The sequence below is a fragment of the Bacteroides sp. MSK.20.82 genome, from assembly GCF_019052485.1.
Taxonomy (GTDB): Bacteria; Bacteroidota; Bacteroidia; order Bacteroidales; family Bacteroidaceae; genus Bacteroides; species Bacteroides thetaiotaomicron.
This window is the reverse complement of sequence record NZ_JAHQUN010000024.1, coordinates 1-14,067: the sequence shown is the minus strand read 5'-3', so window position 1 is coordinate 14,067 and position 14,067 is coordinate 1. Positions and strand designations below refer to the sequence as shown.

Here is a 14,067-nt window from a genome sequence, read left to right as displayed (position 1 = left end):
AAGTTCCCAATGCTTGAAACCATAGTTCCAAACGCTTGAAACTAATGATTCCAAGCTGTTGGAACTAAAGTTTCAAGCCTTTGAAACTATGGTTTCTCTTCGCTGAAACTATGGTTTCAAGGCGACGAAACTAATTCAGTGCTATAACCTTATCATGACCCAGCTTAGATTACTTCTTTAGTGTCTTCTCTTTTCTATATTAAACTTTCGTTTTTTCTTGTCGGTCCCGGATATAATGAGTAATTTAGCAGTCTCAACGACACGAAGACGCTGACACAAACAACCTATTATTATATAAATGAAAATTACCCAATTCCGTAAAAATGGAGATACAACAGCGCTCAGCGTAATGGATCTTGAAAAACTGGTAAACAAAGTAAAAACAGAGATAAAATCCCGTCCGGTTTCCACTTTCAGAGAAGAATTAAGATATATGCTTCCAAATGATCGGTGTATGTTTGCCGACAAGCTTCCCGAGATAATTCCTGCCGCAGAATTTAGAAAAGTAAACGGGCAGAAGCAGATGAAAGCGTACAATGGTATTATTGAACTGACTGTCGGTCCCCTGTCCAATAAGTTGGAGATAGCTCTGGTGAAACAAAAAGCGAGTGAACAACCGCAGACCCGTTGCGCTTTTATGGGTTCGAGTGGAAAAACGGTGAAGATATGGACCACTTTTACTCGTCCGGATAACTCACTGCCCAAAACACGGGAAGAGGCGGAACTGTTTCACGCTCACGCCTATCGGCTGGCCGTGAAATGTTATCAGCCCCAAATCCCGTTCGATATACTTCCCAAAGAGCCGACTTTGGAGCAATATTCGCGATTGTCTTATGATCCGGATATTATGTATCGTCCGAATTCCGTGCAATTTTATCTCTCGCAGCCCACAGCGATGCCCGAAGAGACGACTTTCCGGGAGGCAGTGCAGGCAGAGAAGTCTCCGTTGACTCGTGCCGTGCCGGGATATGATGCAGAAAATGCTTTTTTGATGCTTTTTGAAGCAGCTTTTCGGAAAGCTTATACAGATCTTAGCGAAGCAGGCCTCCAATTACGGGAAGATAAATGGCAACCATTGGTCGTACAATTGGCCAAAAATTGTTTTGCTTCGGGATTGCCTCAGGAAGAAGTCGTGAAACGTACCGTTTTTCATTTCTATATGTATAAACAAGAAGTGTTGATCCGGGAGATGATTGGCAACGTATATCTCGAATGTAAAGGTTTCGGCAAAAATATCAGTCTGAGCAAAGAGCAACAGCTAGCCTTACAGACCGAAGAATTCATGAAACGCCGTTATGAATTTCGCTATAACACACAAATCGCCGAGGTGGAATATCGGGAAAGGCTGTCTTTCCGTTTTCGTTTCAATCCTCTCGACAAACGGGCGCTGAATAGCATTGCCCTAGATGCACAAATGGAGGGTATTCCACTGTGGGACAGGGATATCAGTCGGTATATCTATTCAAATCGTGTGCCTGTATTCAATCCGTTGGAGGATTTTCTCTATCGACTTCCCGGATGGGACGGTAAAGACCGTATCCGTGAATTGGCAGCCACCGTTCCTTGCCGGAATCCGTATTGGACAGACTTGTTTCACCGCTGGTTTCTCAATATGGTTTCTCATTGGAGAGGGTATGATAAAAAATACGCGAACAGTGTTTCGCCATTGTTGGTCGGGGCGCAAGGGACACGAAAATCTACCTTTTGCCGGAGTATAATGCCACCTTCGGAACGTTCCTATTATACTGACAGCATTGATTTCTCGCGAAAGAAAGATGCGGAACTTTATCTCAATCGTTTTGCGCTCATCAATATTGATGAATTTGATCAGGTCAGTTCGACACAACAGGGCTTCTTGAAACATATCCTGCAAAAGCCTGTGGTAAATATGCGGAAACCTCATGCCAGTGCTGTGCTCGAAATGCGCCGGTATGCTTCATTTATCGCTACGAGTAATCAAAAAGACCTGTTGACCGATCCTTCCGGTAGCCGTCGTTTTATCTGTATCGAAGTGACGGGAGTGATTGACACGAATCGTCCGATAGATTATGAGCAGCTTTACGCGCAAGCCATGTATGAATTGGAACACGGCGAACGCTATTGGTTCGACCAGGAGGATGAAAAGATTATGATGGAAAACAATCGTGAATTTGAGCAAGTTCCTCCGGAAGAACAGTTGTTTTTTCGTTATTTTCGTGCCGCACAGCCTGAAGAAGGGGAGTGGTTGTCTCCGGCGGAGATTATGGAAGATATTCAGAGAAATAGTTCGATACCGATGTCCGTGAAAAGGGTCAATTCATTTGGAAGAATACTGAAAAAGCAGGAAATCCCCTCCAAACATGTACGTAGCGGTACGCTTTACCATGTCGTAAAGTTAGTGACCGCGTAGCGGGAACAAATAATAAATGTGTGATTGCATTGTGACGGCAAAAATGCTGTCACAATGCAATCACCTCCTGCTGTCACGGGCTGATTCGTTCATAATGAGTCTGTTATGTCCCGTTTGGTGACAGATGACAGCAACTTACCATATATATTCTTCTGTGTAGCGTTGGTAAGCAGGCTCTTCTTTTATTCCTTTGTTACGAAACAATTGTTTTATATAAGCTTGATCTTTGGGCATAAGGCCTCGTTCTCCACGATAGAGTCGGTAATATCCTGTTTTCCCATAGTGTCCCACCAACTGTGATCGGATACTGACTGCGTCTTCATAAGGAATCCTGTCAAGCAACCGTTTAAGTCCCCATGTTACATGAACTTTTACAGCCGTTTTAAAACACTCGCATTGATTCCCGTCCGCAGGATAGCGTGTCGGATTAACGCTGGTGATATAAAGATAGTCGGCTCCGTTATATTGTGCAGCTATGTGGCGTAGGCATTTGGAGGCTTGTGGACATTGGTCGTTGAAGCAACGGGCAAAATTGTAAGGGACAGACAGGCTGTCGGGTTCTTCTTTCATTTGTTGACTTTGTTTTATTTATGATAGCAAGGGATACAAGTTTTGTATTCTCTACAAATGTAAGGCTTTCTTTCAAGAATGAGAAATGATTGATAAGCTAATACCATTGTTCTATGCGATTTCTTTTTGAAATCACTATCTTTGCAATGGATCTATTCATTAAATAAAGAAGAGATTATGCTTGCATACACATATATTGAACACGGAAAATTTGAATTGCGAGAAAAACCGGAACCGAAAATTACGGATGCACGGGATGCAATCGTGCGTGTGACTCTTGGCAGTATCTGTACCAGTGACCTGCATATCAAACACGGTAGTGTGCCACGTGCAGTACCCGGAATAACGGTTGGACACGAGATGGTAGGTGTCGTGGAAGAGGTGGGAGCTGAAGTTACATCAGTCAGACCCGGCGACAGAGTAACCGTGAATGTCGAGACCTTTTGTGGAGAGTGTTTCTTTTGTCGTCACGGATATGTCAACAACTGTACCGACCCCAACGGTGGCTGGGCTTTAGGCTGTCGTATCGACGGCGGACAGGCGGAATATGTCAGAGTACCTTATGCCGATCAGGGACTGAACCGTATTCCCGATACAGTCAGTGATGAACAGGCTCTTTTTGTCGGTGATGTCCTTGCCACAGGCTTTTGGGCAACTCGTATTTCAGAGATTACAGACAAAGACACAGTCCTCCTCATTGGTGCCGGACCTACCGGAATTTGTACTTTGCTCTGCTCGATGCTGAAGAATCCGAAGCGTATCATTGTCTGTGAAAAGTCCCCTGAAAGGATTCAGTTTGTCCGTGAACATTATCCCGATGTACTGATAACGACACCTGAGAACTGCAAGGAGTTTGTACTCCAAAACAGTGATCACGGTGGAGCTGATGTTGTTCTGGAAGTGGCGGGGACCGAAGATAGTTTCCGGATGGCGTGGGACTGTGCCCGTCCCAATGCGATAGTCACGATTGTGGCTCTTTATGACAAACCTCTGCTTTTTCCTTTGCCTGAGATGTATGGCAAGAATTTGACTTTCAAAACAGGAGGTGTAGACGGCTGTGACTGTGCTGAGATCCTCAGTCTGATTGAAGAGGGAAAGATTGATACCACTCCTCTTATTACCCATCGCTGTTCGCTGAACGAGATTGAGGAGGCATATCGTATCTTTGAAAACAAGCTGGACGGCGTCATCAAGGTAGCGATTGTATGTCAAACTGAAAGTAATAAATAAGAATATGCCTGTTGTCGAAATATCCTCTTTGTCTCATCCCGGAGTTGAGATATTCTGTACTCTTACCGAGGCTCAGTTACGCAATCGTATCGAGCCTGACAAGGGTATTTTTATCGTAGAAAGTCCAAAGGTCATAGAGAGAGCTCTGGACGCCGGTTATGAACCTTTAGCCATTTTGTGTGAGCATAAACATATCACTGGCGATGCCTCCAACATCATTGAACGTTGTGGCAATGTGCCTATCTATACGGGTAGCAGGGAACTGCTTGCTACATTGACCGGTTATGTCCTGACACGTGGTGTTCTTTGTGCCATGCGTCGTCCTGCGGTGCGCAGTATGGCAGAAGTCTGTCGGGAAGCCCGGCGCATCGTCGTGATCGATGGTGTTGTTGATACAACCAACATCGGTGCTATTTTCCGTTCGGCAGCCGCCCTGGGAATTGATGCCGTACTACTGACGCGTAACTCTTGTGACCCGTTGAACCGTCGTGCAGTCAGAGTATCGATGGGAACGGTCTTCCTTGTACCATGGACTTGGATGGACGGTTCTCTCTGCGACTTGGGCAAGTTGGGCTTCCGTACAGCTGCCATGGCACTCACGGATAACTCTGTTTCCATTGATGATCCTGTCTTGGCAACCGAACCCAGATTGGCTATCGTGATGGGTACCGAAGGGGACGGACTTTCGCCGGAAACGATTGCCGAAGCTGACTACGTAGTCCGTATTCCTATGTCGCACGGCGTCGATTCGCTCAATGTAGCTGCTGCGGCTGCCGTAGCTTTCTGGCAACTTCGTGCTCGATAGTTCTCATAAGGATCCTTTTTATTGTCGGGACATAAGTTCCGCAAATTGATCGAGTGACTGGACATTATATTTCTCAATGAGATCAATGCATTGTTGAAGATAATCTTCATCCACTTTTACTCCATTCCATTGGTACCATCGTTTTACCATCTCAATACCTGCATTATGCTGCTTGGCAACATTCCAAATCGTGACGAGATCATCCTTTTGTTTTCTTGATTTTAACCGTTTCAGCTCAAGTGCCCCTTTGTAGATTTTGATTTCCTCATCATAGATGAGCTGTTTCTTTAGCGTCAGTTCATCATCTCCCAGAAAAGTGACATGGGTCATGAGTTTTAGTCCTTCGCTGAAATCGGCTACAGCGATACCATGGTCGGAAACGATGAAATAGCCGTCATTATTCTTGCGAGTATACAAGACTTGCGGATTGTTATACACAAAGTATTCGAATATGTTTTCCCCTTTGCGGTCTATTTGATAATGATCGATGTAGCGCTCTTTATATCGTTGCATGAAATGTGCTGTGTAATGCATCACCCTATCGCGGGACTTGAAACCCGTCATTTGGATATAGCCATTGCTTGAAGTGCCGATAATGGGGGCATAAGCCTGAAATCCTACGCCTTGCATATATGAATTGTGTTTTCCCACTACTGTCCACACATTTCTTCGGGTGGTGGTGAGGGTTATACGCTGGGTCGCCAAAGGATATGGCAGCATGTTCTTTGTTTTCTTACGAACCTTATCCATGAACATATTTGCTTTGGTCGATATTTCGATGAGGTCCTTATGCACTTCGGCATACAGTTCCTCGTGAGTCATACTTGTCAGATACATATTTGTGTTTTTGAATTGAGACAAAGGTAGTGGTTATCTTCAGAATTGGCATCATTGTCGGATGGCTTTTTGCGGATGATGCCGAAAATAAATACTTTATTCTTTTTAGAACCTGTACGCTCTCATATCCATTATTTTGTGCTCCACCATTAATGCTATGGATACATTAGGTCTTTCAAAAGTAACATCATTGTTCATCCTGACTTTAATAGAAAGAGACGAGAGTAGTTTAATGAGACTGAAGCTATGTGTTAATTGCATAGGTTCAGTCCTAAATTTTATATGAGTAGGATTCTTTTTATTCAACAAAATAGAGAACTAAGATTCTTTAGGCTTCTTATAATGTTCATTTATCATTCTACTAACTTCGTCCATTGATATTTCTCCCTCTATATGTTTACGAGCTGTGTCTATGAGAAAATTTGATACACGCAGATTATCGACAGTTTGTAAGCCTATGGAAGCTCTCCATAATTTGGCTCGTTCACGTTTCTCCTAATCTGTATCATTTAAATATTCATCAAATATGTGCATGTTCTTATCATCTTTTTGATTTTCACGTTATAAGTTGGGGTTCATGTAGCTACAAAAGTACAAAAACAATCCTGATATTGAATATAATTCACTACATTTGCATTATAAAATCGTATCAAACAATGAAGCTAAATAGACTAAAGGCAGTTCTTTTGGAAAAAGGTATCTCTCAGACGTGGTTGGCGAAACAGCTTGATATGAGTTTTAGTATGGTCAATGCCTATGCTTGCAATCGGATTCAACCTAATTTGCAGACACTTCAACAGTTTGCATCGATATTGCAGGTAGATTTGAAGGACTTAATAACCGATAAAAAAGATAGGTAATAATATACAAGCCTTTCTGATGTTATTATTGAGTTTAATTGATTAGAATATAAAAATAAGCAATAAGATGGCAAACTTAAATATTGAACAGAAAAAGGTGAAAAGCCTTTTTCAAGAATCGAAATACAACTTCCTTATACCTGATTACCAACGCCCATATGCGTGGGGTGAGATGGAGTGTAAAACTTTATGGGATGATTTGTTTTCGTTCTCTTTCCCAAATGATGACTGTGACCAATTTATTGACGATGAAGAGTATTTCCTTGGTCCTATAGTAACATTTAAGAATAGAAACCAAATGGAGGTAATTGATGGGCAGCAACGTTTAACGACACTTATGCTTTTGTTAAGGGCTTTTTATAATAAACTAGGTAGTATGAAAGACCCTCGCTCAAAACGGATGAAGGAGGATATTGAAAAATGTATTTGGAGAGCTAATGAATTTGGAGAGTTTGAAACATCTGCTCTGAAAATCAATTCACAGGTTGCTACGGATGAAGATAAAGAAGAGTTTATTGCAATATTGAAAGATGGACAAGGAATTGGCAAAAAAAGTCGTTACGCAAAGAATTTCAATTTCTTCGTTGAAAAGATAGATGTTTTTTTAAGTAATTATCCATCGTATTTTGCATATTTCCCGGCACGAGTGTTAAATAACTGTGTGCTTTTACCAATAGAGGCGGAATCACAAAATACGGCATTAAGAATTTTCTCAACCTTGAATGATAGAGGGAAACCTCTCTCTGATGCAGATATTTTTAAGGCGCAACTTTATAAATATTATTCATCGTTTGGTAAAAAAGATGAATTTATAGAAACGTGGAAAAATCTAGATAAGATTACTAGCGAAGTGTTTCATCCAATTTATGGTACACCATTAGATGAATTGTTTACAAGATATATGTATTATGAGCGAGCACTTGCAGAGATAAAATCATCAACAACAGAAGCTTTGCGCAAGTTTTATGAAGGAGATGGCAGTTATCCTCTTTTGCATCAGCCAAAGACATTGAGTAATCTTGTAAGCCTTGCCAAATTTTGGCAAGATGTTAGCAATCAGGAGACAGAACGTTTCTCAGATAAAGTCCTAAAGCGTTTGTTCGTACTTAGTTATGCTCCTAATGGAATGTGGACGTATATCACTTCTGTGTATTTTATGTACCATCGTAATGAAAATGATGAAATAGAAGAAAATGCTTTTTGTCGTTTCTTGGATTGTATAACAGCTTTCATATGGGCTTATGCTATAACTAATCCAGGTGTTAACTCTTTGCGTACTCCTGTATATGCAGAAATGGTTAAGATAATCAGAGGAGAAGATGTAACATTCTCAGATTTCAAATTTTCAGAAGAACGTTATCGTGCGCAAATAACAAATTATGCATTCAATAATAGTCGTGCGATTACAAAATCAATGATTACTTGGTGGGCTTTTCAATATGATAATCAATCATTATTGTCATTGGAAACCAAATTCGATATAGAACATATATATGCACGAAACAGACTGGATAAAGAAAAAGGTTTATCAAATCCTCAGAATGTAGAAATACTTGGAAATAAGGTTCTTCTTGAAAAAAGATTGAATATCAGAGCTTCCGACTATCGCTTTGTAGATAAAGTAAAATATTATAAAGGTTTTACCACTGCTAATGGTCAGGAAAAGAATGGCTCTCAAATTGTAGAATTGGCGGAGATAAGTAATTCATATAGTGATTTTACTGAAACTGATATTATTAATCGTAATTCTAAAATAATTGATTCGTTTGTGAATTTCCTTAGAGCGAATCAATTATTGAAAGAGTAAAGTTATAGCTTTGAATATCAATTTGTTTTTTAGCATAAACTTCTGATAATATATATTATTAAGAATATGACTCCTGAAGAAAAAGCAAGAATAAAGATAGACCAGTGGTTTGCCGATGCTGGTTGGAAAGTAGTTAATAGGGAGGATTATGAACCTACTGGTACGGCTGTAGCCATAAGAGAAGGTTTATTGAAAGGAAATCTTGAAGCCGATTATTTCCTTTTCATTAATGGAAAAGCAGTAGGAGTACTTGAAGCTAAGCGTGAAGAAACAGACGTTTTTGCTTCAAAAGTATGCGAGCAAGCAGCTCTATATGCACGAAGTGTCCCAAATATCTATCAGGCATATCAAAAGCCATTGCCTTTTATCTTTACCTCAAATGGAAAAGAACTATACTTCTGTGATTTCCGTGAACAAGATTCTTGTTTCAAACAGATAATAACTATTCCTACGCCACATGAATTGGTCAAGAAACTGGGGATTGAGGATACATTTGCCGGACTTCCCACATTGAAAAGGAAGGGGCTTCGTGATTGCCAGTATGAAGCGGTGACAGAACTTGAAAAGAGTTTTCGTGCTGGGCAAAATCGGGCATTGATGGTTCTTGCTACCGGAGCAGGCAAAACATATACTGCTTGTCTTGCTGCCTACCGAATGCTTTCTTATACACCAATGCGTAGGGTGTTGTTTCTTGTCGACCGAAATAATCTTGGAAAACAGGCAGAGGGAGAATTTGGAACTTTCCGACTGACAGAGAATGGAGACGCTTTCAATACTATCTTTACGGTCAATCGCCTTCGCTCACCTTCTATCCCTTCTGATAGTAACGTCGTTATTTCTACAATACAACGTTTGTTTTCATTCTTGAAAGGAGAAGCTATTGAGGATAATGATGACGATGATGAGAACGAACCTGCAGAGGAAGTAACCTTGCCTCCCAATCCCAATTTACCGCACGATTACTTTGATATGATTATTATAGATGAGTGCCATCGCTCCATTTATGGAAACTGGCGCATGGTATTGGAGTATTTTGTATCCGGAAAGTAAGTGGTGGTTACCAACAATTAGCATCTATCATCAACGATTATTAAGGCGTTCATTTTGAGCGCCTTTCTTTTTAGCCTTATAAGCGATGGTTATCGTTTATAGGGCTTTTTCAGCTCATTTTTGTACCGTATTTGTTGCTCGCTTGTTACTCTCCGATTTTAGGTCGGAAAGGTCGTGGAGAAAGTTTACTATGGTTGACTATGATTTACGATAGTTGAACAAAATGGAGAAATTACAAGAGAAATAAACCTCTAAAAGTAACGAATATGGCAACAAGTAAAATGAAAATCAAGAAGGTATGTGAATGGTGTGGCACAACATTCTATGCCCAAAAGTTAACGACACGCTTCTGTTCTCATCGGTGCAATAATCTTGCATATAAAGAAGCGGTGCGGCAGAAGAGAATACAAGAAATAGAAACCAAAGTCCAAACGGTAATCAGTGAACAACCCATATCCTATTTCAAGGATAAAGAATATCTATCATTCAAGGAGGTTGCAACTTTATTGGGGCTGAGCAAACAAGCCGTATATAAAATGGTATATGCCACATTATGAGAACGTGCCGTTTGAGGTGCCGGATAATTGGGTGTGGATGACATTGGGAGAAGTAGGCACTTGGCAATCAGGTGGAACTCCTAGTCGTTCAAACAAAACATATTATGGTGGAAATATACCTTGGCTTAAAACCGGAGATTTAAATGATGGTTTGATTTCGGATATCCCAGAAAGTATAACAGAGGAAGCTGTCGCAAACTCTTCTGCTAAAATTAATCCAGCAGGGAGTGTGTTAATTGCGATGTATGGTGCAACAATTGGGAAATTAGGAATACTTACATTTCCTGCTACCACTAATCAAGCATGTTGCGCTTGTATCGAGTTTAATGCCATTACTCAATTATATCTCTTCTATTTCTTATTGTCGCAAAGAAATGGGTTTATCGCAAAAGGTGGCGGCGGAGCGCAACCCAATATATCAAAAGAAATAATCGTAAACACCTTTATTCCTTTACCACCCCTTTCCGAGCAACAGCGCATTGTAATGGAAATAGAAAAATGGTTTGCCTTGATTGACCAAGTAGAGCAAGGCAAAGCCGATTTGCAAAACACAATCAAACAAACCAAAAGCAAAATCCTCGACCTCGCCATTCACGGCAAACTCGTACCGCAAGACCCGAATGACGAGCCAGCCATCAAACTCTTGAAGCGCATAAATCCCGACTTCACACCTTGTGATAACGGGCATTATACGCAGTTGCCTGATGGATGGACGTTTTGTAGGCTTGACCAAATTATAGGTTATGAACAGTCTACAGCTTATATTGTAGAATCGACAGCTTATGATGACTCTTATTCAACCCCAGTTCTGACAGCCGGTAAATCATTTATTATTGGTTACACTAACGAGGCTACTGGTATATACTCGAATCTTCCTTGTATAATCTTTGATGATTTTACAACTGATTCGAAACTAGTTGATTTCCCTTTTAAGGTAAAGTCATCTGCAATGAAGATTCTAAAAGTACATAAGGACATTGAAGTTGATTATGTGGCAATGTTTATGAGCATAACCAAATTGGTAGGTGACACCCATAAACGATATTGGATTTCTGAATACTCAAAATTAGAGATACCAATACCATCGAAGGCAGAACAAAAGCGAATTATTCATGCAATCCATGGAATCTTTACACAATTAGATTTAATAATGGAGAGCCTATAAACTCTCCATTATTAAATCTAAAGACATAAAAGCCTTGGTTATAGCCTTTATAATCCTTTGTTGTTCTTTGTAAGGTGGAATAGGAATTTCTATTGCTTTGAATAGTTTCTTGTTCAAGTGGGGAATAGCAGAACCAACCTTACTTTCTCGCAAGACTTTCCTATGCAAGTTGATTGCTTGTAGTACATATTCTTCGTTCATATTTTCGTTGATAAGCAACTGTTTGAAAGTACTACCTTGATAGCCGTCAATCGAAGTCCTAAATACCTCACCAGAGTTCTCGCCATCTACTAAAATCAAAAGTGAATTTGCAGTAACATATTTTCCAGAAGTCAAAGTTTTGGCATCACGCTCACCACGCAAATATTTGACATCAAGATTTATTCGTTCTATTCCTTTTTGCTTATCACCATCAACCAAAGAGCATAGTACTTGCATAGGTGCAACAGTCCATCCATTAGGCAACTGCGTATAATGCCCGATATATTCTATTATATTGTTGCCGTATTCATTATAAATCAATATAATATGGTAACAAAATTCAAAAGCTATCTCGCCAAAACTAATTTGGCAAAAAACACTGTTACATCGTATGTGTGGACAGTACAGTATTTCCTCAATCATTATGGAGAAGTAAACAAAAAGAACCTTTTAACATATAAAGGGTATCTGGTGGAGAACTTTAAACCGCAAACGGTAAACCTACGATTGCAAGGTATCAACAAGTATTTGGAATTTACAAAACAGGAGAAACTGAAGGTAAAGTTCGTCAAAGTACAGCAGAAGAACTTTTTGGAAAACGTAATCAGCGATGCAGACTACAAATTTCTAAAAACACGCTTAAAAGCTGATGGTTATAATGAGTGGTATTTTATCGTATGGTTTATGGCTGCCACAGGCGCACGTGTCAGTGAATTGCTTCACATCAAAGCTGAGCATGTACAAGTTGGCCATCTTGATCTTTACAGTAAAGGTGGAAAAATACGTCGTTTATATATTCCGAAAAATTTGCGTACAGAAGCCACAAAATGGCTCAAAGAAAAAAGTCTTATTTCCGGCTATATATTCCTGAACCGATTTGGGGAACGTATTACAACACGTGGCATAGCCCAACAACTGAAACATTTTGCGGGAAAATACGGAATGAATAAGGAAGTGGTTTATCCTCATTCATTTCGTCATCGTTTTGCCAAGAACTTCCTTGACCGATTCAATGATCTTGCCCTACTTGCCGACCTTATGGGGCATGAAAGTATTGAGACTACTCGTATCTATCTCCGTCGAACAGCTAGTGAACAGCAAAAAATTGTGGACAAAGTAGTAAACTGGTAAGTTTTATCTATCCTTAGAAGTGTAATTAATTACACTTCTAAGGCTGTTAGAATATCATCAAGGGATGAGAACAGTTCTTCTATCTTTTGAACTATGCGTTGTTGCTCTTCTAATGGAGGTAAACAAATTTGAAAATTTTGCAGATGAGCATTCTTCACATTATTAATATTAGAACCTTTTGCTACATTCCTAATGTAATCTTTGTAGGCATCAGTTTGGAATATAAGACGTATATACGGTGACAAGGTTTTCTGTTTTGGTCTCACAATTCGAAGAAAAGCTCCGATTTGTGTTTTAGGAATATCCCTATCAGCAAAACCAGTTTTCCCAATCAATGTTTGGCTTCCAGTAGAAGCGACAACGATAATATCCCCACGCTGTACTTGATTATCATTATTTTGATATGAAAGGGATATGAATACATCATCAAAACAATCAATGACTTTCCCGTTCTGTATATTGCCGCCTCGTAATACTCTTATACCTGTATCTTGAATATCGGCTTTATTATATGAAACTCCTCCTATTATTGAACAGACATCATTGGCAGTTACCGAGTACCAGCCTTGCGGCAACTTCCTACTATGCCCGTTATCACAAGGTGTAAAGTCGGGATTTATACGTTTCAACAATTCGATAGCAGGTTCATCGTTTGGGTCTTGCGGCACAAGTTTTCCGTGAATGGCAAGATCAAGAATCTTGCTCTTGGTTTGCTTTATGATGGTTTGCAAATTTACTTTGCTATGTTCTATTTGGTCGATTAAAGCAAACAATTTCTCTATTTCCATTACAATGCGCTGTTGCTCACTAAGAGGTGGTAAAGGAAAAGCCATTTGTTCTAAACTGTATTTTGGTAATCCTTCACGACCACTACCCGTAATCTTCATAGATTTAGCGAAGTATGAAGATAAAACTAGCGCATGGAAATATTCAGGTTCAACTAAAACAGAACGCATAATACAAACGTGTTGACTAACATTACCACAATTAAAATCAGCAGGAACTACAGCGCATCTTCCCAATGAACCACCAGTAATATTCAACAACAAGTCGTTAGCAAGTACCTCCGTACCTTTCATCTTCTGATGAACTTCTTCGGAAATATATTTGATATCATCATAAACAAGCCTGTCATTATATACATTTTGCGAGCGGAAAAAAGGGATCCCGTTCGCAGAATAGTTACTTCCCCTTGGCGTGCTACCGGAACCTATCTTTGAGCATATTTCTTCAATCGTTGTCCACACCCATGAATTCGGTATTTCAAACGGCACGTTCTCATAATGTGGCGTATCGGAAGTCTTTGCAGACTTCTTACTCCGCTTGATTTTGCCTTCCTTTATCAGTCGTTCTTTTTCAGCCTTGATTCGTTCGAGCAAAACTGATGCAGGTTCATCGTTCGGGTCTTGCGGTACAAGTTTTCCATGTATCGCAAGGTCGAGTATCTTTTGACGTAACGCTTTTG

General features: G+C 40.1%; 12 protein-coding genes and 1 pseudogene. 9 read left to right on the top strand and 4 right to left on the bottom strand.

Annotated features, from left to right (window positions below; translation table 11 throughout):
- Window positions 1-298: 298 nt before the first annotated feature.
- A complete protein-coding gene (locus KTR07_RS17760) occupies window positions 299-2,389 on the top strand; it encodes a BT4734/BF3469 family protein (RefSeq protein ID WP_113748702.1) in 2,091 nt (696 codons plus the stop codon).
- Window positions 2,390-2,524: 135 nt separating this feature from the next.
- Here KTR07_RS17760 and KTR07_RS17755 read toward each other — a convergent pair whose 3' ends face one another.
- Window positions 2,525-2,959, bottom strand: coding sequence for a DUF6078 family protein (locus KTR07_RS17755; RefSeq protein ID WP_016268249.1), 435 nt, complete (start codon window positions 2,957-2,959; stop codon window positions 2,525-2,527).
- 177 nt (window positions 2,960-3,136) lie between these two features.
- Between KTR07_RS17755 and KTR07_RS17750 the strand changes: the two genes are divergently transcribed.
- Window positions 3,137-4,189 (top strand): alcohol dehydrogenase, encoded by a 1,053-nt coding sequence (locus KTR07_RS17750; RefSeq protein WP_113748701.1) that lies wholly within the window; start codon window positions 3,137-3,139, stop codon window positions 4,187-4,189.
- A gap of 4 nt (window positions 4,190-4,193) precedes the next feature.
- The gene (locus KTR07_RS17745; protein WP_061474159.1) at window positions 4,194-4,994 is read left to right on the top strand and encodes an RNA methyltransferase; all 801 of its coding nucleotides are present in this window, start codon (window positions 4,194-4,196) and stop codon (window positions 4,992-4,994) included.
- Between the two features lie 18 nt (window positions 4,995-5,012).
- On the opposite strand, the gene KTR07_RS17740 is transcribed toward KTR07_RS17745, so the two are convergent.
- Window positions 5,013-5,831, bottom strand: coding sequence for a hypothetical protein (locus tag KTR07_RS17740; RefSeq protein WP_217315471.1), 819 nt, complete (start codon window positions 5,829-5,831; stop codon window positions 5,013-5,015).
- A 656-nt stretch (window positions 5,832-6,487) separates the two neighbouring features.
- Here KTR07_RS17740 and KTR07_RS17735 point away from each other — a divergent pair.
- From KTR07_RS17735 to KTR07_RS17715, 5 genes and pseudogenes are all read left to right on the top strand, one after another.
- Complete coding sequence (locus KTR07_RS17735; RefSeq protein ID WP_055217103.1) at window positions 6,488-6,691, top strand: helix-turn-helix domain-containing protein; 204 nt, start codon at window positions 6,488-6,490, stop codon at window positions 6,689-6,691.
- Window positions 6,692-6,758: 67 nt separating this feature from the next.
- A complete protein-coding gene (locus KTR07_RS17730; RefSeq protein ID WP_011109303.1) occupies window positions 6,759-8,498 on the top strand; it encodes a DUF262 domain-containing protein in 1,740 nt (579 codons plus the stop codon).
- Window positions 8,499-8,564: 66 nt separating this feature from the next.
- Window positions 8,565-9,533 (top strand): annotated as a pseudogene (locus KTR07_RS17725) (DEAD/DEAH box helicase family protein); the annotation flags it as partial.
- A 281-nt stretch (window positions 9,534-9,814) separates the two neighbouring features.
- Window positions 9,815-10,105 carry an AlpA family transcriptional regulator gene (locus KTR07_RS17720; RefSeq protein WP_008764676.1) on the top strand — a complete coding sequence of 97 codons (291 nt, stop codon included), beginning with the start codon at window positions 9,815-9,817 and terminating at the stop codon, window positions 10,103-10,105.
- Window positions 10,092-11,270, top strand: coding sequence for a restriction endonuclease subunit S (locus KTR07_RS17715; RefSeq protein ID WP_151879558.1), 1,179 nt, complete (start codon window positions 10,092-10,094; stop codon window positions 11,268-11,270). Before KTR07_RS17720 ends, KTR07_RS17715 begins: the two co-directional genes overlap by 14 nt.
- Here KTR07_RS17715 and KTR07_RS17710 read toward each other — a convergent pair.
- On the bottom strand, window positions 11,265-11,792 hold the full coding sequence (locus tag KTR07_RS17710) for a restriction endonuclease subunit S (protein ID WP_008764674.1): 528 nt from the start codon (window positions 11,790-11,792) through the stop codon (window positions 11,265-11,267). The genes KTR07_RS17715 and KTR07_RS17710 overlap by 6 nt on opposite strands.
- Window positions 11,793-11,798: 6 nt before the next feature.
- Between KTR07_RS17710 and KTR07_RS17705 the strand changes: the two genes are divergently transcribed.
- Complete coding sequence (locus tag KTR07_RS17705; RefSeq protein WP_008764673.1) at window positions 11,799-12,602, top strand: tyrosine-type recombinase/integrase; 804 nt, start codon at window positions 11,799-11,801, stop codon at window positions 12,600-12,602.
- Between the two features lie 29 nt (window positions 12,603-12,631).
- Here KTR07_RS17705 and KTR07_RS17700 read toward each other — a convergent pair.
- Window positions 12,632-14,067: restriction endonuclease subunit S (locus KTR07_RS17700; RefSeq protein WP_217315470.1), on the bottom strand; the 1,436-nt coding region annotated here is incomplete at its 5' end.